This is a genomic window from Stenotrophomonas sp. FBCC-B152 (assembly GCF_059134105.1).
On record NZ_CP101442.1, the window covers coordinates 196,286 to 217,846 of the forward strand.

Annotated in this window: 21 protein-coding genes; 19 read left to right on the forward strand and 2 right to left on the reverse strand. The window is 68.5% G+C overall.

Features of this window, described 5'->3' with window-relative positions; translation table 11 throughout:
- Nucleotides 1-65 precede the first annotated feature (65 nt).
- From gspE to pncB, 14 genes are all read left to right on the forward strand, one after another.
- Complete coding sequence (gene gspE / locus NMB40_RS00850) at nt 66-1,799, forward strand: type II secretion system ATPase GspE (RefSeq protein WP_494359854.1); 1,734 nt, start codon at nt 66-68, stop codon at nt 1,797-1,799.
- 2 nt (nt 1,800-1,801) lie between these two features.
- Nucleotides 1,802-3,022, forward strand: a complete 1,221-nt coding sequence (gene xpsF, locus NMB40_RS00855; RefSeq protein ID WP_448141976.1) for a type II secretion system protein XpsF — start codon at nt 1,802-1,804, stop codon at nt 3,020-3,022.
- Between the two features lie 43 nt (nt 3,023-3,065).
- On the forward strand, nt 3,066-3,500 hold the full coding sequence (gene gspG / locus NMB40_RS00860) for a type II secretion system major pseudopilin GspG (protein WP_282244766.1): 435 nt from the start codon (nt 3,066-3,068) through the stop codon (nt 3,498-3,500).
- A 6-nt stretch (nt 3,501-3,506) separates the two neighbouring features.
- Complete coding sequence (gene xpsH, locus NMB40_RS00865) at nt 3,507-4,016, forward strand: type II secretion system protein XpsH (RefSeq protein WP_494359855.1); 510 nt, start codon at nt 3,507-3,509, stop codon at nt 4,014-4,016.
- Entirely contained in the window at nt 4,013-4,435 is a 423-nt protein-coding gene (gene xpsI, locus NMB40_RS00870; protein WP_494359856.1) for a type II secretion system protein XpsI, read from the forward strand. Before xpsH ends, xpsI begins: the two co-directional genes overlap by 4 nt.
- On the forward strand, nt 4,432-5,064 hold the full coding sequence (locus NMB40_RS00875) for a type II secretion system protein J (RefSeq protein WP_494359857.1): 633 nt from the start codon (nt 4,432-4,434) through the stop codon (nt 5,062-5,064). Before xpsI ends, NMB40_RS00875 begins: the two co-directional genes overlap by 4 nt.
- Entirely contained in the window at nt 5,061-5,921 is an 861-nt protein-coding gene (locus NMB40_RS00880; RefSeq protein WP_494359858.1) for a type II secretion system minor pseudopilin, read from the forward strand. Before NMB40_RS00875 ends, NMB40_RS00880 begins: the two co-directional genes overlap by 4 nt.
- Nucleotides 5,918-7,075, forward strand: a complete 1,158-nt coding sequence (locus tag NMB40_RS00885; protein WP_494359859.1) for a PilN domain-containing protein — start codon at nt 5,918-5,920, stop codon at nt 7,073-7,075. The genes NMB40_RS00880 and NMB40_RS00885 overlap by 4 nt, the downstream gene beginning before the upstream one ends.
- Entirely contained in the window at nt 7,050-7,778 is a 729-nt protein-coding gene (gene gspM / locus NMB40_RS00890) for a type II secretion system protein GspM (protein WP_494359860.1), read from the forward strand. Before NMB40_RS00885 ends, gspM begins: the two co-directional genes overlap by 26 nt.
- A complete protein-coding gene (locus NMB40_RS00895) occupies nt 7,768-8,580 on the forward strand; it encodes a type II secretion system protein, XpsN-like (protein ID WP_494359861.1) in 813 nt (270 codons plus the stop codon). Before gspM ends, NMB40_RS00895 begins: the two co-directional genes overlap by 11 nt.
- 9 nt (nt 8,581-8,589) lie before the next feature.
- Nucleotides 8,590-10,788 (forward strand): type II secretion system secretin GspD, encoded by a 2,199-nt coding sequence (gspD, locus tag NMB40_RS00900; RefSeq protein ID WP_494359862.1) that lies wholly within the window; start codon nt 8,590-8,592, stop codon nt 10,786-10,788.
- A 43-nt stretch (nt 10,789-10,831) separates the two neighbouring features.
- Complete coding sequence (locus NMB40_RS00905) at nt 10,832-11,692, forward strand: glycosyltransferase family 2 protein (RefSeq protein WP_494359863.1); 861 nt, start codon at nt 10,832-10,834, stop codon at nt 11,690-11,692.
- Nucleotides 11,689-12,525, forward strand: coding sequence for a glycosyltransferase family 2 protein (locus tag NMB40_RS00910; RefSeq protein WP_494359864.1), 837 nt, complete (start codon nt 11,689-11,691; stop codon nt 12,523-12,525). Before NMB40_RS00905 ends, NMB40_RS00910 begins: the two co-directional genes overlap by 4 nt.
- A gap of 129 nt (nt 12,526-12,654) precedes the next feature.
- Nucleotides 12,655-13,830, forward strand: a complete 1,176-nt coding sequence (gene pncB, locus NMB40_RS00915; RefSeq protein WP_494359865.1) for a nicotinate phosphoribosyltransferase — start codon at nt 12,655-12,657, stop codon at nt 13,828-13,830.
- A gap of 5 nt (nt 13,831-13,835) precedes the next feature.
- Here the strand turns inward: pncB and NMB40_RS00920 are convergent, their stop codons facing one another.
- Nucleotides 13,836-15,152 carry an NCS2 family permease gene (locus NMB40_RS00920; protein ID WP_494359866.1) on the reverse strand — a complete coding sequence of 439 codons (1,317 nt, stop codon included), beginning with the start codon at nt 15,150-15,152 and terminating at the stop codon, nt 13,836-13,838.
- Nucleotides 15,153-15,626: 474 nt separating this feature from the next.
- Entirely contained in the window at nt 15,627-17,291 is a 1,665-nt protein-coding gene (ettA, locus tag NMB40_RS00925) for an energy-dependent translational throttle protein EttA (protein WP_068849183.1), read from the reverse strand.
- Nucleotides 17,292-17,525: 234 nt separating this feature from the next.
- Here ettA and NMB40_RS00930 point away from each other — a divergent pair, with 234 nt between their 5' ends.
- The 5 genes from NMB40_RS00930 to ribD all read left to right on the forward strand — a co-directional run bounded on the left by NMB40_RS00930 (nt 17,526) and on the right by ribD (nt 21,550).
- Nucleotides 17,526-17,990: an RcnB family protein gene (locus tag NMB40_RS00930; RefSeq protein WP_494359867.1), complete on the forward strand. Its 465-nt coding sequence runs from the start codon at nt 17,526-17,528 to the stop codon at nt 17,988-17,990.
- A 119-nt stretch (nt 17,991-18,109) separates the two neighbouring features.
- Nucleotides 18,110-19,363 (forward strand): serine hydroxymethyltransferase, encoded by a 1,254-nt coding sequence (gene glyA / locus NMB40_RS00935; protein WP_494359868.1) that lies wholly within the window; start codon nt 18,110-18,112, stop codon nt 19,361-19,363.
- Nucleotides 19,363-19,806, forward strand: coding sequence for a hypothetical protein (locus NMB40_RS00940; protein WP_494359869.1), 444 nt, complete (start codon nt 19,363-19,365; stop codon nt 19,804-19,806). Before glyA ends, NMB40_RS00940 begins: the two co-directional genes overlap by 1 nt.
- Before the next feature lie 93 nt (nt 19,807-19,899).
- Entirely contained in the window at nt 19,900-20,421 is a 522-nt protein-coding gene (nrdR, locus tag NMB40_RS00945) for a transcriptional regulator NrdR (protein ID WP_421569193.1), read from the forward strand.
- A gap of 43 nt (nt 20,422-20,464) precedes the next feature.
- Entirely contained in the window at nt 20,465-21,550 is a 1,086-nt protein-coding gene (gene ribD, locus NMB40_RS00950) for a bifunctional diaminohydroxyphosphoribosylaminopyrimidine deaminase/5-amino-6-(5-phosphoribosylamino)uracil reductase RibD (protein WP_494359870.1), read from the forward strand.
- The last annotated feature ends 11 nt before the right edge of the window (nt 21,551-21,561 follow it).

The window sequence follows — 21,561 nt, forward strand, 5'->3', positions numbered from 1 at the left end:
TGGCCACCACCGCATGTGGCATCACGGCGGACTGCTAAAGTCTGCGGGTCGCCAGGAGAGCTTTCGTGAATGCGGTAACCCACGATCTTGCTGAAGAGTCAGCCATGGATGCGGAAACCCGCATCGTGGCGCTGTTGCTGCGCAACGGGCGGCTGAAGGAGGCCGACCTGGCCCGCGCCCGGCCGCTGCAGCGTGAAGCCGGTGGCAGCCTGCTGCCGCTGCTGGTGCGGCTGGGCCTGGTGTCTGAACGCGACCACGCGCAGGCCTGTGCCGACGTGCTGGGGCTGCCGCTGCTGGAAGGCAAGGGCGTGCCCGAAGCGCCCCCCGAATCCCTGATCGACGCGCTGCCGCTGTCGCTGCGCTTCCTCAAACAATTCCATGCCTGCCCGCTGGCGCTGCACGACGGCGTGCTCGACCTGTGGCTGAGCGACCCGCAGGAGCCTTACACCGCCGATGCGGTGCAGCTGGCGATGGCGGTGCCGGTGCGCCTGCACGTGGGCCTGCGCTCGGAGATCGATGACGTCATCGAACGCTGGTTCGGCCAGGGCCGCAGCGCGATGGGCGCCATCATCGAAACCGCCGACGGCGAAGGCAGCGTGGTCGACGATATCGAGCACCTGCGCGACCTGGCCTCCGAAGCCCCGGTGATCCGCCTGGTCAACCTGGTCATCCAGCGTGCGGTGGAACTGCGCGCGTCGGACATCCACATCGAACCGTTCGAGAACCGGCTGAAGGTGCGCTATCGCGTCGATGGCGTGCTGATCGAAGGCGAAAGCCCGCCGGCCAACCTCACCGCCGCGGTGATCAGCCGCATCAAGATCATGGCGCGGCTGAACATCGCCGAGCGCCGCCTGCCGCAGGATGGTCGCATCATGCTGCGCGTGCAGGGCAAGGAACTGGACCTGCGCGTGAGCACCGTGCCCACCGCGCACGGCGAAAGCGTGGTGATGCGCCTGCTCGATCGCGACACCGTGGTGTTCGATTTCCACCGGCTCGGCTTCACCGCTGCGTTCCTGCCGCAGTTCCGCAAGGTGCTCGAGCAGCCGCACGGCATCCTGCTGGTCACCGGCCCCACCGGCTCGGGCAAGACCACCACGCTGTATACGGCGCTGAGCCAGCTCAATACGGCCGATGTAAAGATCATCACCGTCGAGGACCCGGTCGAATACCAGATCGAGGGCATCAACCAGATCCAGGCCAAGCCACAGATCGGGCTGGACTTCGCCAACGCGCTGCGCAGCATCGTGCGCCAGGACCCGGACATCATCATGATCGGCGAAATGCGCGACCTGGAAACCGCGCGCATCGCGATCCAGTCCGCGTTGACCGGCCACCTGGTGCTGTCCACCCTGCATACCAACAACGCCGCCGGCGGCATCACCCGCCTGCTCGACATGGGCGTGGAAGACTACCTGCTCACCTCCACCATCAACGGCATCCTGGCCCAGCGCCTGGTGCGCCGGCTGGAACCGCAGCACGCGCTGCGCTACCTGGCCTCGCCGGAAGAGATCGAGAAGTTCGGGCTGCGCCGCCTGCAACCGGAAGGGGACATCTACCTCTACCGCGCGCAGCCCTCGGCGATCGCGCCGACCGGCTACCTGGGACGCACCACCATCATGGAATTCCTGGTGATGAACGACGAGCTGCGGCGCGCGGTGATGCGCCGCGCCGGCATGGGCGAAGTGGAACAGATCGCCCGCGCCGCCGGCATGCGCACCATGTATGAGGATGGCCTGGCCAAGGCGCTGATGGGCCACACCACGCTCGAAGAAGTGCTGCGCGTGACCGAGGAAAGCTGAGCATGGCGCAGTACCGCTACAAGGCCCTCAACGCGCACGGCGAGCTGTTCGACGGCCAGATGGAGGCCGCCAGCGAAGCCGACGTGGCCGCGAAGCTGCAGGACCAGGGCCACCTGCCGATGGAGGCGCGCCTGGCCGCCGAGGGCGGCGCGGGCGGCACCTCATGGGCGGCGCTGCTGCGGCGCAAGCCGTTCGACGGCGGCGCGCTGGTGCAGTTCACCCAGCAGCTGGCCACCCTGCTCGGTGCCGGCCAGCCACTGGACCGAGCGCTGACCATCCTGCTCGAACTGCCCGAAGACGAACGCAGCCGCCGGGTGATCACCGACATCCGCGACGTGGTGCGTGGCGGTGCCGCGCTGTCCACCGCGCTGGAACGCCAGCACGGGCTGTTTTCGCGGCTGTACATCAACATGGTGCGTGCCGGCGAAGCCGGTGGCAGCCTGCACGACACGTTGCAGCGGCTGTCCGATTACCTGGAGCGCAGCCAGGAACTGAAGGGCAGGGTGATCAACGCGCTGATCTACCCGGCGATCCTGCTGGCCGTGGTCGGCGGGGCGCTGCTGTTCCTGCTCGGCTACGTGGTGCCGCAGTTCGCGCAGATGTACGAAAGCCTGGACGTGGCGCTGCCGTGGTTCACCCAGTGGGTGCTCAGCGCCGGGCTGGTGGTGCGCGAGGGCTGGCTGGCGATGATCGTGGTGCCGGCGCTGGCGCTGCTGGTGATCGAACGCAAGCTGCGCCAGCCCGCGGCGCGCCTGGCGCTGGATGGCTGGCTGCTGCAGCGCAAGGGCATCGGCGGGTTGGTGGCCAAGCTGGAAACCGCGCGCCTGGCGCGCACGCTGGGCACGCTGCTGCGCAACGGCGTGCCGCTGCTGGCCGGCCTGGGCATCGCCCGCAACGTGCTGGGCAACCGCGCGCTGGCTGCCGACGTGGATGCGGCCAGCGACGAAGTCAAGAACGGCAACGGCCTGTCCGCCTCGCTGGCCAAGGGCAAGCGCTTTCCACGGCTTGCGCTGCAGATGATCCAGGTCGGCGAGGAATCCGGCGCGCTGGATGTCATGCTGCTCAAGACCGCCGATACCTTCGAACAGGAAACCGCACGCGCCATCGACCGGCTGCTGTCGGCGCTGGTGCCGGTGATCACCCTGGTGCTGGCCTCGGTGGTCGGCCTGGTGATCGTGGCCGTGCTGGTGCCCCTGTACGACCTCACCAATGCCATCGGCTGACCGCCGTGGCGCATTTCGTTCCGACATGCTGCAAGGAGCTTCCATGATCCACCGTCGCAAGCTGGTCCGCTTTTCCTCGCCGCGCAACCAGTCGGGCATGAGCCTGCTGGAAATCATCATCGTCATCGTGCTGATCGGCGCGGTGCTCACCCTGGTCGGCAGCCGCGTGCTCGGCGGCGCCGATCGCGGCAAGGCCAACATCGCCAAGTCGCAGGTGCAGACCATGGCCGGCAAGATCGAGAACTACCAGCTCGATACCGGCAAGCTGCCGGCCAAGCTGGATGACCTGGTCACCCAGCCGGGCGGCAGCAACGGCTGGCTGGGCCCGTACGCCAAGGCCAGCGAGCTGAACGATCCGTGGGGCAACGCACTGGAATACCGCGCACCGGGCGAAGGCCAGCCGTTCGACCTGATCAGCCTGGGCAAGGACGGCAAAGTCGGCGGCAGCAGCTACGACGCGGACATCAAGTACGAGTAAGCGCGCTTGCGTCCGTCCGCCGCGCCCTGCCGCACCCGCCGCCTTCGTGCAACGTCGCGATGGCACGCCGTGCGCGGCGTTTCACTGCTGGAGATGCTGCTGGTGGTTGCCCTGATCGCGATCATCGGGGTGATCACCGCCACCGCCATGAACGGTGGCATCGACGGCGTGCGGCTGCGCAACGCCGGCAAGGAAGTGGCCAGCCAGCTGCGCTACACGCGCACCCAGGCCATCGCCACCGGCGAACGCCAGCGGTTCCTGATCGATCCCGAGGCGCGCACCTGGGAAGCCGCCAACGGCCGCCACGGCAGCCTGCCCGATGCACTCGAGGTCCACTTCCGGGGTGCCGGCCAGGTTGCCGGCGTGGCCAACGGCAAGGGCGGCATCGCCTTCCATCCCGACGGCGGCTCCAGTGGCGGCACCATCGAACTGGGCGTACGCGATGCGCTGTGGCGCATCGACGTGAGCTGGATCACCGGCGAAGTGCGTTCCGGCCCGGTGCGGGGCGCGCAATGAAACGCCAGCGCGGCTATTCGCTATTGGAAGTGATCGTCGCCTTCGCACTGCTGGCGCTGGCATTGACGCTGTTGCTGGGCAGCCTGTCCGGGGCCGCACGCCAGGTGCACAACGCCGACCTGCGCACCCGCGCGATGCTGCACGCGCAGTCGCTGCTGGCCGCGACCGGCATCGAACAACCCCTGCAGGAAGGGCGTTCGCAGGGCGACTGGGAAGACGGTCGCTACCGCTGGGAGCTGCAGGTGGAACCGTACGTGGATGCGCGCGCCAGTGCGCTGCCGCAGGCCGCTGCCACGACCGTCAGCGGGCCCACGCTGGCGCAGCTGACCCTGCAGGTGCGCTGGGGCGATGGCAATGGCGAACAGTTGCAGTGGCGTTCGCTACGGCTGTTGCCCAACACGCCCGAGGCGCCCCGATGAGCCGGCGCGGCGCACGCGGCTTCACCCTGATCGAAGTGCTGCTGGCCACCGTGCTGCTGGTCGGCGGGCTGGCGCTGGCCTTCGCCACCGTGCGCTCGGCGATGAACATCGCCCAGCGGGGTGAGCGCGTGGCCGCGCAGAACGAGCGCATGCGCGCGGTGGAAGGTTTCCTGCGCCGGCGCCTCAGCATGGCGCTGCCGATCGCCGCCGAGCCGCCTGATCCCACCCGCGAACCGCTGTATTTCCAGGGTGAACCACAGCGCATGCTGTTCGTGTCCGAACTGCCGGGCTATCTCGGCCGCGGTGGGCCCTACGTGCATGAGCTGAAGGTCAACCGCACCGGCGATGCACTGCGGCTGGACGTTGCGCTGACCCTGGTGCAGAACGGCGAGCGCATCGACGAAACCCCGCCGCGCGCGCCGGAACTGCTGGCCGACGCGCTGCGCGAGGTCGCCTTCCGCTACCGCGGCATCGATCCGCGCAGCGGCCAGCTGGGCGAGTGGCAGACGCGCTGGGATGACACCCGGCGGCTGCCGCTGCTGGTGGAGATCCGCATCGTGCCGCAGCAGGGCCCGGCATGGCCGCCAATGGTGGCCGCGTTATCGCAGTCGCGCGGGCCGCGCTCGTGAGGCGCGCGCGCGGTGCGGCGCTGGTGCTGGTGCTGTGGTTGATCGCACTGCTCACCGCCGTGGTCGGCGCGTTCGCGCTCAGCGCGCGCATCGAACACCTGCAGCAGCGGGTGATCGGTGACGATGCGATCGGCCAGGAACATGCACGTGCCGGGCTGGAGTACGCCCTGTTCCGCCTGCGCCCCTCCGCGCTGCAACCGCCGTGGCAGGCCGATGGCCGCCGCTATCGCTGGACCTTCGATGGCCGCCAGATCGACCTGCGGATCATCGACGAGAACGGCAAGATCAACCTCAACCTGGCCGATACCGCCTTGTTGACCGCGTTCCTGCGCGCGCTGGAGGTGGAACCCGCGCGCGCCCAGCAGTTGGCGGGTGCGATCGCCGATTGGCGCGATCCCGACAGCCTCAAGCAGCCCGGCGGCGGTGCGGAGACGGCGGATTACCAGGCGGCCGGCCTGCCGTATGGCGCGCGCAACGGGCGCTTCGAGACGCTCGGCGAGCTGCAGCGGGTGCTGGGCATGGACGCCGAGCTGTATGAACGGATGGAACCGATGCTGACCCTGTACAGTCGGCAGTCGCGTCCGGATCCCCGGTTCGCGGCCGGGCCGGTGTTGAACGCGCTCGGGCTGGATGCCGAACGCCTGCTGGCCGAGCGCGAGCGGGCCGAAGCAGCCGGCGACGAAAACGTGACCGGCGCGCTTGCCAGTGGCAGCGGCACCTATAGTATCGAGAGCCGCGCGCTGGATGAACGCGGACGGGTTTCGGTGTTGCGCGCGGTAGTGCGCATGGGCGCGGCAGGCACGCCGGGAACGACTTACACAGTACTTCGCTGGGAACAGGGAATGGCAGCACGATGACGGCATGGCGGGACAGTCTGGTGCAGGCACGGGGACGGTTCGCGCCCGGCGTGGGCAATGGCCTGCGCTGGTGGCGGCGTTCGCTGCTGGCCTGGCTGCCGCTGCGCTGGCAATGGGCGATGGGCTGGTCGCGTTCGCGCCTGCTGCTGTCGCGGCATGCCGAACAGCTGGTGTTGCGCCGCGATACCGCCGCCCAGCTGCAGGCCGTGGCCGAACTGCCGTGGCCAACCACCCCGGCCGACCTGGAGCGGGTGCTGGATGCGCGCCTGCGCGCGCTGCCCCGGCACTGGGTGCTGCCGGCCGCCGCGGTGCTGCGCCGCCCGCTGCGCCTGCCGGCCGCCGCCGCACCGCGCCTGCGCGACGTGGTCGGCTTCGAGATCGACCGGCAGACCCCGTTCGAGGCCAGCCAGGTCCATTACGACGTCCGCGAACTGGACACGCTGCCCGACGGCCAGCTGCAGGTGGAACTGGTGGTCATTCCGCGCCAGGCGCTGGAGCAGTGGTCGCAGCAGGCCGGCAGCTGGGCGCAGCAGCTGGCCGGCGTGGATGCCGACGATGGCACTGGCCAGCCGCTGGGCGTGAACCTGCTGCCGCCGACCCAGCGCCGGGTCACCCACGATCCGATGCGGCGCTGGAACCTGCTGCTCGCCGTCGCCACCGTGGTGCTGCTGGCCTTGGCCGGCACCCAGCTGCTGGACAATCGCCAGGCCGCCGCCGATCGCCTGCGCGAGCAGGTCGATGACGCCGCACACGATGCACGCCGCGTGGCCGCGCAGCGCCAGCAGCTGCAGGAACTGGTGGATGGCGCCGCGTTCCTGGAGGGCAAGCGCGCCGAACACGCCAGCACCGTGGAGCTGTGGAACGAACTGACCCGGCTGCTGCCCGATGGCACCTACCTGGAAAAACTGTCGGTGGAAGGCAACACGCTGCAGCTGATCGGGCTGAGCCGCGAGGCCTCGCAGCTGGTGTCCCTGCTGCAGGATTCACCGCTGTGGCGCAAGGTCAACCTGACCGGCGTGCTGCAGGCCGATGGCGGCGCCGCCGGCCGCGACCGCTTCACCCTCACCGCCGAGCTGCAGCCCTTGCCCGGTGCCCCGGCCGCCGCCACGCCCGCCCCGGAGGTTGCCAATGGCAATGCCGCCAACACGCCGTGACCGTTGGCTGGCACTGGCGCTGTTGCTGGCGGTGATCGCGCTGGCCTACCTGCTGCTGGTGCACCCGTGGTTCACCCGGCCGCTGCTGGACATCAACCAGGGCATTACCGAACTGCAGGAACGCGAGCAGCGGGTGCAGGCCCAGCTGCAGCAACGCGGGCAGGTGCAGCAGCGCCTGCAGCAGGTGCAGGCGGCGCTGGAAGGGCGCCCCGGCTTCCTGCGCGAGCCCACTGCCGAATCGGCCGCGGCCGCGTTGTCGAGCCGGTTGCAGGACGCGGTCGCCTCGGCCAGCCCCGGCAACCGCAGCTGCACCATCAGCAACCGCTCGCCGCTGACCGACACCGCGCGCGATGCGCAGTTCCCGCGCGTGGCCCTGCAGGTGCGCCTGCGCTGTGGCGTGCCGGAAATGGCGGCGGTGCTGCACACCCTGGAAACCGGAAGCCCGCGCCTGTTCGTGAACAACCTCAACCTGCTGGCGCAGCGCTTCCAGGCCTCGCCCAACGAGACCGGCACCGGACTGGACGTGTCGTTCGAACTGGTCGGCTACCTGCGTCCCGGTGCGGGCACCGAGGCGGCGACTGCGCCGGTCGAGGCGGCACCCGGACCCGCTCCGGCAGGGCTGGAACCGGTCGGCTCGGCGATGGCGGCCCCGACCGATCCCGGCACCGCCGAACCGGTCGAGGAGGGCGCCCATGAAGATTGAACTGGCGCCCCTGCGCAGCTGGTGGCTGGGCGGCGTGGCCGCCTGGGCCGCCGCGATCTGGATCGCCACGCTGTTCGGCGTGGGCGGTCGCATCGCCCCGGCCGGTGCCGGTGATCGCGCCCCACCGCCGCTGCCCACCCTGGCTGCGGCCGCGCCGGAACGGATCGCCTCGGCCGAGGCCTACGCCACCATCGGCGCGCGGCCGCTGTTCGCCGAAGACCGCAAGCCGCGCCCGTATCTGCTCGGCGGCAGCGAGCCGGGCAGCAGCGCCAGCGCGGTCACCCTCACCGGCGTGCTGCTCACCTCCGAATTCGGCATGGCCATCCTCACCACCGACCAGAAGCAGTCGCTGCGCCTGCGCCTCAACGGCGATGCGGTCAACGGCTGGCAGTTGCTCGCGCTGGAGCCGCGCAGTGCGACCGTCACCGGACCCGGCGGCACCCAGACCCTGGAACTGGTGACCTTCAGCGGGCAGGGTGGCGAGCCGCCGACGGTGCTGGGCACCGCCGCCGGCGCAGCGCAGGCCAATGGCGCGCGCCCGCCGGTTCCGCCGCCCGCGCAGAACGCGGGCCGGGGGCCGACAACGAACTTTACCGCTCCGCCGCCCCCGACCCAGGCAACGGCAGAAGCCGCCGCCAATGCAGCCGCGGAAGCCGCTGCCGCAGCGCAGAAACCGGCCACGCAGGGCCCGAGCGAAGAACAGATGCAAGCCATCCGCGCCCGCATCCAGGCGCGTCGCCAGCAATTGCAGCAGCAACAGTCGCAGCAGCCGCCCGCGGGCGGCTCCGGCCAAACCAAATAGAGTGAAAGCATGACATTGCGTCTTTTCTCCCTGTCGTTCGCCGTGGCCCTGCTTGCAGGCTGCGCCTCCGTACCCGGTCCCGAAGTGCGCCGCGACGCGGTCCTTGATGGCAAGCACCAGGTGGTGGCCGGCGATGGCTCGCACGATGGCGTGAACGCGCAGCCGCTGAACACCGACGGCGCACCGCAGCCGGTGATCCGCCGCGGCAGCGGCACCATGATCAACCGCAGCGCCGCCGCGGCGCCGTCGCCGGCGTTGTCGCAGGCCAGCACCGGCACCGCCACCTTCAACTTCGAAGGCGAATCGGTGCACGCGGTGGTCAAGGCGATCCTGGGCGACATGCTGGGCCAGAACTACGTCATCGCGCCGGGCGTGCAGGGCACCGTGACCCTGGCCACGCCCAAGCCGGTGTCCTCGGCGCAGGCGTTGAACCTGCTGGAAATGGTGCTGGGCTGGAACAACGCGCGCATGGTCTACAGCGGCGGCCGCTACAACATCGTCGCCGCCGACCAGGCATTGGCCGGCACCGTCGCACCGAGCACCGCGCCGGCGGCCAACGCGCGCGGCTTCGAAGTGCGCGTGATCCCGCTGCAGTACATCTCCGCCACCGAAATGAAGAAAGTGCTCGAGCCGTATGCGCGGCCGAACGCGATCGTCAACGTCGACAGTGGCCGCAACGTCATCACCCTGGGCGGTACCCGCAGCGAGCTGGAAAACTACCTGCGCACGGTCGAGATCTTCGACGTCGACTGGCTGTCGGGCATGTCCGTGGGCGTGTTCCCGATCCAGACCGGCAAGGCCGAGCAGGTCGCAGCGGACCTGGAGAAGGTGTTCGGCGAAGAGAGCAAGACCCCCAGCGCCGGCATGTTCCGCTTCCTGCCGCTGGAGAACGCCAACGCGGTGCTGGTGATCACCCCGCAGGCGCGTTACCTGGACCAGATCCAGCAGTGGCTGGAACGCATCGATACCGCCGGCGGCAGCGCCCGGCTGTTCTCCTACGAACTGCGCTACGTCAAAGCCAAGGACCTGGCCGAGCGCCTGGCCGAAGCCTTCGCCAGCGACAACAGCCGCAGCGGGCGTGGCAGTGGCGGTTCGCTGGCACCCGGCGCGATCACCCAGGAGCTGGGCAGCCGCGACGGCACCAACGGCAGCAGCCTCAACAGCACCGGCAACAGCGGCACCACCCGCACCGGCGGCATGGGCGACGGCACCATGAGCCTGCCGCAGCGCCAACCGGGCAACGCCAGCTTCAACCTGGAGATCCAGGGCGATTCGGTCGGCGTGTCGGCGGTGGAGGAAACCAACACGCTGCTGGTGCGTTCCACCCCGCAGGCGTGGCGTTCGATCCGCGAAGTCATCGAAAAGCTCGATGTGATGCCGATGCAGGTGCACATCGAAGCGCAGGTCGCCGAAGTGGCGCTGACCGGTGACCTCGCCTACGGCGTGAACTGGTTCTTCGAACAGGCCGTGGCCACCGGCAAGACCGAAAGCGGGATCGACCTGCCCAGCGCGCTGGGGCGTTCGATCTGGGGCAGCATCTCCGGCCGCGTGGGTGACACCGGCCTGGGCTGGACCTTCCTGGGCAAAAATGCCGCGGCCGTGGTGACCGCGCTGGACAAGGTCAGCAACCTGCGCCTGCTGCAGACCCCGTCCATCTTCGTGCGCAACAACGCCGAAGCCACGCTCAACGTGGGCACGCAGATCCCGATCAACTCGGTGTCGGTCAACACCGGCGTGGGCGGCGACAACACCTACAGCCAGGTGCAGTACCTGGACACCGGCGTGATCCTGAAGGTGCGCCCGCGCATCACCCGCGATGGCGTGGTGTTCCTGGACATCGTGCAGGAAGTCAGCTCGGCCGGCGCCATCCCGGCCGGCTGCGACCCCACCCGCACCACCTGCAACCCGCCGATCAACACCCGCAAGATTTCCACCGAGGCGGCGGTGCAGAGCGGCGACACCATCATGCTGGCCGGCCTGATCACCAATTCCGACGAGAACGGCGCCAATGGCGTGCCGGGCCTGAGCCGGATCCCGGTGATCGGCGCGCTGTTCGGCCGCAAGACCCAGAACACCGACCGCTCCGAAGTGATCGTGCTGCTCACCCCGACCATCGTGCGCAACGCGCAGGAGTCGCGCAACCTCACCGACGAATACAGCAACCGCTTCCGCGCCATGGAACCGTTCCCGTCCCGCCCCAAGCGCTGAGTCCTGCTACGCTGCGGTCACGACGCCGCACACAGGGGGACGGATGGGAACGATCGTGTTGCTGCCGATCGGGGTCGATGACAGCGCGCTGGACCGCTGCCTGGCCGCGCTGGATGCGGGCACGCCGGCGCAGACCCCGGTGTGGCTGGCCGACGACGGCCAGGCCGGGCCGCGTGCGCAGGCGGTGATCGAACACTGGCTGGCGAACACGCCGCTGCGCGCCGAATACACCCGCCGTGCCCGCGCCATTGGCGAAGTGGCGCACCTGGATGAAATGCTGCGCGCCTGCGAAGGCGGCGACGTGGTGGTGCTGGCGCCCGATGCGGTGCCGGCGCCGGGCTGGCTGCAGCAGCTGGATGCCTGCTTTGCGCGGGATGCCTCGATCGGTTCGGCCACGCCGTGGTGCAATGCCGGTGAAACCGCCGCCTGGCCACGGCTGGGCGAGATCAACCCGGTGCCGGACGATCTGGGCGCCATGGCGCAGGCCTGTGCGGCCCTGCCGACCCTGGACCCCGAACTGCCCTCGGCGGTGACCCACGCGGTGCTGCTGCGGGCCAACGCGCGGCGCAAGGCCGGCGGCCTGGACATGCACAGCTACGGTTCCTGGAACGCGGCGTTGATCGACCTGAGCCTGCGCATGGCCGGCCTTGGCTGGCGCAACGCGCTGTGCGCCAATGCCTATGTCGCGCGCGACGGTGAGGCGCAGGCGCACGACGGCGACCTGGAAGCGCTGGGCACGCGCTGGCCGACCTGGCAGCCGCGGCTGGCCGGTTTCCTGATGGGCGATCCGCTGCTGCAGGTGCGCCAGGACCTGCAGCGCCTGCACCAGCAGGCGATAATGCCCCGGTCGCAGGGCGATCTGTTCGGATCGCCCGCCGTACCCGCTCCGGAGCCGCCTGTTTGAATCCCTGCATTGCCGTCATCATCGTCAGCTACCAGAGCGCCAGCACCCTGGACCAATGCCTGACGCGGTTGCGCGCGGCCGACGAGGTCGCCGAGATCCGCGTGGTCGACAACAATTCCGATGACGGCACGCTGGAGATCATGCAGCGCCACGCCAGCGCGGATCCGCGGCTGCACTTCATCGCCAACCCTGACAATCCCGGCTTTGCCGCCGCAAACAACCAGGGCGTGGCCGACAGCCAGGCGCCGTGGCTGGCCTTCATCAACCCTGACCTGATGGTCGCCGCCGACACCCTGGCCCAGCTGCGTGCGCGCGGCCAGGCCCTGGGCGACTGCGTGCTGGGCGTGGAGCAGGTGGACGAGCAGGGCCAGCCCGATGCGGCGGTGCGCCGCCGTGATCCCGATTTCGGCGCGATGCTGCGCCACCCGGGGCAGGGCGCGAAGCTGGCCCTTCCGGCCGATCCGTCGCAGGTGCTGCAAAGGGTTCCGGCGCTGTCCGGGGCGCTGCTGCTGATGCCGCGTGCGCTGTTCGACCGCATCGGCGGCTGGGATGCCGGCTACCGCCTGCATGCCGAAGACCTGGACCTGTGCCGTCGCGCACGGGAGGCCGGAGCGGTGGTGGCCATCGCCAACGACCTGCAGGTGGTGCATGTGCGCGGCGTGTCCAGCCGTTCCCGGCCGTTCTTCGTGGAATGGCACAAGCACCGTGGCCTGTGGCGCTACTTCCGCCGCTTCGAGGCACCGCGGCGCAACCTGCTGGTGCAGGCGGCGGTATGGGGCGCGATCTGGGCGCATGCGGCGGCCCAGGTGCCGAGGTTGCTCCGCGGCCGCTGAGGCGCGTACCGACCAACGGTCGGTACCTACCGGGACGTGGGCATGATCCCGGGTGGCGCTGATGCGAGGCCCGATGCGGTAGGTACCGACCGTTGGTCGGTACATGCTGGCAGGCGCATAATCCAACGCATGATCATCCAGTCCCTGCTCGACACCGACCTGTACAAATTCACCATGATGCAGGCGGTGCTGCACCAGCACCCCGGCGCGCAGGTCCAGTACCGGTTCAAGTGCCGCACGCCGGGCATCGACCTGGCCAGCTTCATCGACCAGATCAACGAAGAAATCGACCACCTGTGCCAGCTGCGCTTCAGCGCCGAAGAGCTGGATTACATGCGCGGGCTGCGCTTCGTGAAGCCGGATTTCGCCGACTTCCTCGGCCTGTTCCACCTGGACCGCAAGTACATCGACCTGCGCCCGTCGCAGGCCGTGCCGGGCGAGATCGAGCTGGACATCACCGGGCCGTGGCTGCACACGATCCTGTTCGAAGTGCCGCTGCTGGCGATCATCAACGAGGTCTGGTTCCGCAACACCAGCACCCCGGATTTCGCCGAAGGCGAGCGCCGCCTGCAGGCCAAGACCGCGCTGCTGCGCGATACGCCGGGCTTCGAACTGTGCCGCATCGCCGACTACGGCAGCCGCCGCCGCTACTCGCGCGACTGGCACGCCCGCATGCTGCCGATGATGCGCGATGCGCTGGGCGACCAGTTCGTGGGCACCAGCAACGTGCATTTCGCGCGGCTGTACGGCATGACCCCGCACGGCACGATGGCGCACGAGTACCTGCAGGCGTTCCAGGCGCTGGGCCCGCGGCTGCGCGATTCACAGGTGGCGGCACTGGAGTCGTGGGCGCGCGAGTATCGCGGCGACCTGGGCATCGCACTGTCCGACGTGGTCGGGCTGGATGCGTTCCTGCGCGATTTCGACATGTATTTCTGCAAGCTGTTCGATGGCGTGCGCCACGATTCGGGCGACCCCTTCAGCTGGGGCGACCGCATGCTGGCGCACTTCAAGGAACGCCGGGTGGACCCGCGCAGCAAGGTGCTGGTGTTCAGCGACGGGCTCAACATCGAAAAGGTGATGCGCCTGTTCGATTACTTCCGCGGCCGCTGCCAGGTCGCGTTCGGGGTGGGCACCCACCTCACCAACGACCTGGGCCCGACCCCGCTCAACATCGTGATCAAGATGGTCCGCTGCAACGGCCAGCCGGTGGCCAAGCTCAGCGATTCGCCGGGCAAGAGCATGTGCGACGACCCGGGCTACCTGGCCTACCTGCGCCAGGTATTCGAACTCCCGCCGGAATAGCCGCGTTATTCCAACGCGTACCGGGCCACAAACAGCGCTGCAACCAACCACACGGCGGGATGCACTTCGCGCCAGCGCCCGGTACCGGCTTTCAGCACCGCATAGGCAATGAATCCGAACGCCAACCCATTCGCGATGGAATAGGTGAACGGCATCGCCAGCGCGCACAGCGCGGCGGGCACCGATTCGGTGAGGTCGTTCCAGTCCACATCCACCAGCTCACGCAGCATCAACCCGGCCACGAACAGCAGCGCCGGTGCGGTGGCATAGCCGGGCACCATGCCGGCCAGCGGCGAGAACAGCAGGGCGGCCAGGAACAATGCGGCCACCACCAGCGCGGTGAGCCCGGTACGGCCGCCGGCCTGCACGCCGGAGGCGCTTTCGGCAAAGGCGGTGGTGCTGCTGGTACCGAGCAGTGAGCCGGCGACGATGGCGGTGCTGTCGGCCAGCAGGGCGCGCCCGAAGCGCTTCTGCGCGCCGGGCAGCTTGAGCAGGCCGGCACGGCCGACCACGCCGTACAGGGTGCCGGTGGCATCGAACACTTCAACCAGAACGAACACCAGCACCACCTGCAGCAGCACGGCAATGGGCGCGCCGCCGTCGTGGTGCAGCAGGCCGGGCAGGTCCAGCTGCAGGAAGGTGGGGGCCAGGCTGGGCGGCAGCGAGATCACGCCCTGGTACTGCACGGCACCCAGCAGCCAGGCGGCGCCGGTGACGGCAAGGATGCCGATCAGGATGGCACCGCGCACGCGGCGTGCTTCGAGGATGGCGATCAGCAGGAAGCCGGCCAGGGCCAGCAGCGGCGGGGCGGTGTTGAGCGGCCCGAGCGCGACCAGGGTGTCGGGGTTGGCGATGATCACGCCGGACTTCTGCAGGGCGATGATGGCCAGGAACAGGCCAATGCCGGCGACGATGGAGGCGCGCAGCGAGGCGGGGATACCGGCCACCAGCCACGCGCGCACGCCGGTAAGCGACAGCGCCAGGAACACCAGTCCGGAGATGAACACCGCGGCCAACGCCTGTTGCCACGGCAGGCCGGCGGCACCGACGACGGTGAAGGCGAAGAACGCATTCAAGCCCATGCCCGGGGCCATGCCCACCGGGAAGTTGGCGGCGAACGCCATCACCAGCGAGCCCAGCGCGGCGGCCAGGCAGGTGGCCACGAACACGGCCCCGGGGTCCATGCCGGTGGTGGACAGGATGTCGGGATTGACGAAGACGATGTAGGACATCGTCAGGAACGTGGTCAGCCCGGCCAGCAGTTCGGTACGCACGGTGGTGCCGTGCTGTTTGAGCTGGAACAGGTTTTCAAACAGTTTCATGGTGGGGGTCCATGGGTGTTGGTTTGTCTTGGCGAAAGCAAGAGCCTTCGTCTGGTGCATCACTTGCTGAGGGCCGACGGGTGCGGGGGTACGGGGGGCGCCGTTTCGCAAAGCCCCCGTACCCCCGCACCCGCCGGCCCTCCCGATCAGGGTCGGGGGCCATGGAAGATCAAACGCAGTTTCGATCATTTCCATGCGGTGCTGCGTAGAGCCACGCCCTGCGTGGCTGCCTTTTCCAACCGCACACGCGATCTGTCGAGGGAGGCCGGCGGGCAGCCCCTGTAGGGACTGTCAAAAACATGGATGTTTTTGCCAAGCCCCCAAGGATGGGTTTACGGCGTGTCCCGTAAGGGGCTGCCCGACGGCCTCCCTGCACGCAGCAATGGAAACGCTGCCGTTGACCTTGCGCCACGACCAACGGTCGTGGCCTACCAGAATGCAAAACGGCCGCGCGAGCGCGGCCGTTTTTCCTTCTTACTTCAGCGCCTTGAAGCGCAGGCGCTTCGGGGCGGCGTCGTCGCCCATGCGGCGGCGCTTGTCTTCTTCGTATTCGCGGTAGTTGCCCTGGAAGAACTCCACGTGCGAATCGCCTTCGAACGCCAGGATGTGGGTCGCGATGCGATCCAGGAACCAGCGGTCATGCGAAATCACGAACGTGTTGCCCGGGAACTCCAGCAGCGCATCTTCCAGCGCACGCAGGGTTTCGATGTCCAGGTCGTTCGACGGTTCGTCGAGCAGCAGCACGTTGCCACCCTGCAGCAGGGTCTTGGCCATGTGCAGGCGGCCACGCTCACCACCAGACAGCGAACCCACCAGCTTCTGCTGGTCCTGGCCCTTGAAGTTGAAGCGGCCGATGTAGGCGCGCGACTGGATCTCGATGCCGTTGATGTTGAGGATGTCCAGGCCGCCCGCGATTTCCTGGAAGACGTTGTGGTTGCCTTCCAGCGCGTCGCGGCTCTGGTCCACGTAGGACAGCTTGACGGTCGGGCCGACCACGATTTCGCCGGAATCCGGCTTCTCCTGGCCCGTGATCATCTTGAACAGGGTCGACTTACCCGCACCGTTGGGACCGATGATGCCCACGATCGCGCCGGCCGGGACCAGGAAGCTCAGTTCGTCGAACAGCAGGCGGTCGCCGAACTTCTTGGACACGTTCTTGAACTCCATCACCGAATTGCCCAGGCGCTCGCCCGGCGGGATGAAGATTTCATTGGTTTCGTTGCGCTTCTGGTAATCGACCGACTGCAGCTCTTCCAGGCGGGCCAGACGGGCCTTGCCCTTGGTGCGGCCGCCCTTGGCGTTCTGGCGCGACCACTCCAGTTCCTTCTGGATTGCCTTCTGGCGCGACTTTTCCTGGTTGTCTTCCTGCTTCAGGCGCTCGTCCTTCTGCATCAGCCAGTCGGTGTAGTTGCCCTTCCACGGAATGCCGCGGCCGCGGTCCAGTTCCAGGATCCACTCGGCGGCGTTGTCCAGGAAGTAGCGGTCATGGGTGACGGCCACCACGGTGCCGGTGTAGCGCGCCAGGAACTGTTCCAGCCATTCCACCGACTCGGCGTCAAGGTGGTTGGTCGGTTCGTCGAGCAGCAGCATGTCCGGCTTCTGCAGCAGCAGGCGGCACAGCGCCACGCGGCGCTTTTCACCACCGGACAGCTTGCCCACGATGGCATCCCACGGCGGCAGGCGCAGCGCATCGGCGGCCACGTCCAGCTGGTTTTCCAGGGTGTGCGAGTCACCGGCGGCCAGGATCGCCTCCAGGCGCTCCTGTTCCTTGGCCAGCTTGTCGAAATCGGCGCCTTCCTCGGCATACGCCAGGTACACCGCGTCCAGCGCGGCCTGGGCCTGCAGCACTTCGCCCACGCCTTCCTCGACCGCTTCGCGCACGGTCTTGGTCGGGTCCAGCTCCGGTTCCTGGGCCAGGTAGCCGACCTTGATGCCGGCCTGCGGGCGGGCTTCGCCCTCGAAGTCGGTGTCCACGCCGGCCATGATCTTCAGCACCGTGGACTTGCCGGCGCCGTTCAGGCCCAGCAGGCCGATCTTGGCACCCGGGAAGAACGACAGCGAGATGTCCTTGATGATCTGCCGCTTGGGCGGGACCACCTTGCTGACTTTGTTCATGGTGTAGATGTATTGCGAGGACATGAGCTCTCCGAAGGCGCAACCCTGCGCCCGTTCCGTCAGGAACAAGCACAGATGAAAAGGGATGGCGCCAATTATAGCCGGAAGCGATGACCACCGCCGGCCGGCCCGTGGGGCGGGGCTTGCCGCTGCCTGAATGGGTCGTCAAAGCGCTTGAATTGGAAACCGTTTCCAGCCGGAAACCATTCAGATGGCGTCAGCATGATGGAGCCATCACTCCACCAAGCGAGGCCAGTCATGCGCATGAATCGAATTGTGGTCGGGACCGTTGCCTCGCTGCTCGCCCTGGGCAGCATCGCCCCGGCGTTCGCCGACGACCATCGCGGCCGCGGCCACGACCGCCATCACGACGATCGTCATGACCGTCGCCACGACCGCCACGACGACCGCCGCGATTGGCGCGATGACCGTCGCGAAGCCCACCACGACCGCCGCTACTACGACAACCGCGGCTACTACCGCCCGGCACCGCCGCCGCGCGTGGTCTACCGCCCGGCCCCCGGCCGGGGCTATGGCTGGGCGCGTGGGCACCGCTACAACGAGTACTACCGGGGCCCGGTGTACGTGGTCAACGACTACGGCCGCTACTCGGTGCGCCGCCCGCCGCGTGACCACCACTGGATCCGCGACGACCGCGGCAACCTGCTGCTGGTCGCCATCGCCACCGGCATCATCGCCGACTACGTGATCAACAACCGGTAAGCCGGGGCCCTGGCCCCAGAACGAAAGCGCGCCCCAGGGCGCGCTTTTTTTTCGCGTGGCCCCCCGGGGCCGCTTACAATCAGGGGCCCGCTGTTCCCCCCTTCTGCCTGGAGTAAGCGATGTTCCCGCGTGACGTCCGCATCGAAACCTACGATCCCGAACTGGCCAAGGCCATCGCCGCCGAAACCCAGCGCCAGGAAGACCATGTCGAGCTGATCGCCAGCGAGAACTACACCAGCCCGGCGGTGATGGAAGCCCAGGGCAGCCAGCTGACCAACAAGTACGCCGAAGGCTACCCGGGCAAGCGCTACTACGGTGGCTGCGAATACGTGGATATCGCCGAGCAGCTGGCGATCGACCGCCTCAAGCAGCTGTTCGACGCCGATTACGCCAACGTGCAGCCGCACAGCGGCTCGCAGGCCAACCAGGCGGTGTACTTCGCGCTGCTGCAGCCGGGCGACACCATCCTGGGCATGAGCCTGGCCCACGGCGGCCACCTGACCCACGGCGCCAAGGTCAACGCCTCGGGCAAGCTGTTCCACGCCGTGCAGTACGGGGTGAACGAGCAGGGCCTGATCGACTATGACGAAGTCGAGCGCCTGGCCCTGGAACACAAGCCGAAGATGGTCGTGGCTGGCTTCTCGGCCTATTCGCAGGTGGTGGACTGGGCGCGCTTCCGCGCCATCGCCGACAAGGTGGGCGCCTACCTGTTCGTGGACATGGCCCACGTCGCCGGTCTGGTCGCCGCCGGCGTCTACCCCAGCCCGCTGCCGCACGCGCACGTGGTCACCTCCACCACCCACAAGACCCTGCGCGGCCCGCGTGGCGGCATCATCATTGCCAAGGGCGCCGGCGAAGAGATCGAGAAGAAGCTGCAGTCGATCGTGTTCCCGGGCATCCAGGGCGGCCCGCTGATGCACGTCATCGCGGCCAAGGCCGTGGCCTTCAAGGAAGCGCTGGAGCCGGGCTTCAAGGCCTACCAGCAGCAGGTCGTGAAGAACGCCCAGGCGATGGCCACCACGCTGATCGCGCGCGGCTACAAGATCGTCTCCGGCGGCACCGAGAACCACCTGATGCTGGTCGACATGATCGGCAAGGACGTCTCCGGCAAGGACGCGGAAGCCGCGCTGGGCAAGGCCCACATCACCGTCAACAAGAACTCGGTGCCCAACGACCCGCGCTCGCCGTTCGTGACCTCGGGCCTGCGCCTGGGCACGCCGGCCGTGACCACCCGCGGTTACCAGGAAGCGGACTGCGTGGAACTGGCCGGCTGGATCGCCGACGTGCTCGACGCCCCGGCCGACGAGGCAGTGATCGCCCGCGTGCGTGATGCGGTCAGCGCGCAGTGCCGCAAGTACCCGGTCTACGGCTGATGGATGAAACCCTGCAGCGGCGCCTGTACATCGCGCAGGTGCTGCTGCTGGGGGTGCCTGCGCTGGTCGCCGGTGGCGGCGTGGCCGGGCTGGCGGTGTATGTGTTCTTCGACCGGCATGGCTACATGAACAACCGCGAAGGCCTGTTCCTGCTGGGCTGGGCGTTGGCCGGACTGTGTGGCCTGCTGGGCTGGGCCTGGCTTAGCGTGGTCTACCTGCGCAGGGGGCGTGCCGCCCTGCGCACTACCGGCCTGCTGCCGTGGGTGGGGCTGGGGCTGGGCGTGGTGGCCGCGCTGGGCGTGGTCGGGCTGGTCGCCTACAACTCGCTTTCCGGCAGCTCGTGGCGGGCGCTGGGCTACCTGATGGTCGGTCCGCCGCTGCTGGTCTGCAGCGCGCATCTTGCGTGGTTGAAGGCGTTCCCGGCTGCTGCCGGCGAGTATTGACGCACGTCCCTATTTGTACGCACGGGCCTTCTCAGGTACCGTTGCGACGCTGCCGTGACCACGGCATGACGTTTTTCCGATGCAAGGCGTTCCATGTACTGTCCGTTCTGCCAGCATGCCGATACCCGGGTGATCGACTCGCGCGTCTCCGAAGACGGTGCGACGATCCGCCGTCGGCGTGAGTGCGAGGCGTGCAGCGAGCGCTTCAGCACCTTGGAAACCATCGAATTGAAGCTGCCGGCGATCGTCAAGAGCGATGGCAGCCGCGAAGCCTTCGACGCGCGCAAGCTGCGGGTCGGCTTCGACCGCGCGCTGCAGAAGCGCCCGGTGCCCGAAGACAAGATCGAGTTGGCGGTACGCGCGGTGATGCAGCAGCTGCGCATGTGTGGCGAGCGCGAAATCCCCTCGATCAAGGTCGGCGAGTTCGTGATGAACGAACTGCGCAAGCTCGATCATGTGGCCTACGTGCGGTTTGCGTCGGTGTACCGCAGCTTCGAGGACGTGGCCGATTTCCGCGAGGAAATCGAGAAGCTCGAGCGCGAGCTGCCCTCCAGTACCGAACAGCTGCAGCTGCTGGGCGATGTGATCGCCCTGACCAAAAAGAAAAAGGGGTAGAGCGGGGCTCAGCCCCGCTGTTCCGCTGCATTACCATCAGGTAATGACCACCTTCACTACCCTCGACCACCTGCACATGGCCCGCGCGCTGCGCCTGGCCGAACGCGGCCTGTTCACCGCCCGGCCCAACCCGATGGTGGGGTGCGTGATCGCGCACGGCGACCGGGTGGTCGGCGAGGGCTGGCACCAGCGCACCGGTGGGCCACACGCCGAAGTGTTCGCGCTGCGCCAGGCCGGCGAGGAGGCGCGCGGCGCCACCGCCTACGTCACCCTGGAACCCTGCGCGCATCACGGTCGCACCCCGCCGTGTGCGCTTGCCCTGATCGGGGCCGGGGTCGCCCGGGTGGTGGCGGCCATGCGCGACCCGTTCCCCAAGGTCGATGGCGGCGGCTTCGTGCTGCTGCGCGAGGCGGGAATCGAGGTGGCCGAAGGGCTGATGGCGGCGCAGGCGCGAGAGCTCAACCACGGCTTCCTGTCGCGGGTTGAACGCGCGCGACCGTGGCTGCGGGTCAAGCTGGCGGCCAGCCTGGACGGGCGTACCGCGATGGCCGATGGCAGTTCCAAGTGGATCACCGGTGAAGCGGCCCGCAACGATGTGCAGCGCTGGCGCGCGCGTGCCGGTGCGATCCTGACCGGCGCCGACACCGTGCTGGCCGATGACCCGCAGTTGACCGTGCGGCTGGCCGATACCGAGGTCATTCCGCCGCTGCGGGTGGTGCTCGATACGCGCCTTCGTTCGCTCGAATGCGCGCGGGTGCGCGAGGGTGGGGCGCCGACCCTGTACCTGCACGATGCCGCCGTGAGCCCGCCCGATGCGGCCGATGCCGAGTTTGCGAGCGTGCCGAGCCAGAATGGCCGGCTCGATCTGGGAGCAGTCTTGACCCTGCTGGCGGATCGCGGCATCAACGAAGTGCACACGGAAGCAGGCGCCACCCTATGCGGCGCGCTACTGGCCTGCGACTGGGTGGACGAACTGCTGCTCTACCAGGCGCCGACCCTGCTCGGCGAGCACGGCCGGCCGCTGCTGGGCGGGCTGGGCATCCACTGCATGGAACAGCAGCGTCGGCTGCGGCTGGTTGACCAGCGTCAGGTAGGCGACGACCTGCGCTTGCTGCTGCGGCGCCGCTAAGTCTCGGTGCA

Coding starts and splice junctions, on each gene's coding strand:
- xpsF (WP_448141976.1), top strand. CDS start 1,802: ATGGCGCAGTACCGCTACAAGGCCCTCAACGCGCACGGCGAGCTGTTC.
- gspG (WP_282244766.1), top strand. CDS start 3,066: ATGATCCACCGTCGCAAGCTGGTCCGCTTTTCCTCGCCGCGCAACCAG.
- xpsI (WP_494359856.1), top strand. CDS start 4,013: ATGAAACGCCAGCGCGGCTATTCGCTATTGGAAGTGATCGTCGCCTTC.
- NMB40_RS00875 (WP_494359857.1), top strand. CDS start 4,432: ATGAGCCGGCGCGGCGCACGCGGCTTCACCCTGATCGAAGTGCTGCTG.
- NMB40_RS00885 (WP_494359859.1), top strand. CDS start 5,918: ATGACGGCATGGCGGGACAGTCTGGTGCAGGCACGGGGACGGTTCGCG.
- gspM (WP_494359860.1), top strand. CDS start 7,050: ATGGCAATGCCGCCAACACGCCGTGACCGTTGGCTGGCACTGGCGCTG.
- NMB40_RS00895 (WP_494359861.1), top strand. CDS start 7,768: ATGAAGATTGAACTGGCGCCCCTGCGCAGCTGGTGGCTGGGCGGCGTG.
- gspD (WP_494359862.1), top strand. CDS start 8,590: ATGACATTGCGTCTTTTCTCCCTGTCGTTCGCCGTGGCCCTGCTTGCA.
- NMB40_RS00905 (WP_494359863.1), top strand. CDS start 10,832: ATGGGAACGATCGTGTTGCTGCCGATCGGGGTCGATGACAGCGCGCTG.
- pncB (WP_494359865.1), top strand. CDS start 12,655: ATGATCATCCAGTCCCTGCTCGACACCGACCTGTACAAATTCACCATG.
- NMB40_RS00920 (WP_494359866.1), bottom strand. CDS start 15,152: ATGAAACTGTTTGAAAACCTGTTCCAGCTCAAACAGCACGGCACCACC.
- ettA (WP_068849183.1), bottom strand. CDS start 17,291: ATGTCCTCGCAATACATCTACACCATGAACAAAGTCAGCAAGGTGGTC.
- NMB40_RS00930 (WP_494359867.1), top strand. CDS start 17,526: ATGCGCATGAATCGAATTGTGGTCGGGACCGTTGCCTCGCTGCTCGCC.
- glyA (WP_494359868.1), top strand. CDS start 18,110: ATGTTCCCGCGTGACGTCCGCATCGAAACCTACGATCCCGAACTGGCC.
- NMB40_RS00940 (WP_494359869.1), top strand. CDS start 19,363: ATGGATGAAACCCTGCAGCGGCGCCTGTACATCGCGCAGGTGCTGCTG.
- nrdR (WP_421569193.1), top strand. CDS start 19,900: ATGTACTGTCCGTTCTGCCAGCATGCCGATACCCGGGTGATCGACTCG.
- ribD (WP_494359870.1), top strand. CDS start 20,465: ATGACCACCTTCACTACCCTCGACCACCTGCACATGGCCCGCGCGCTG.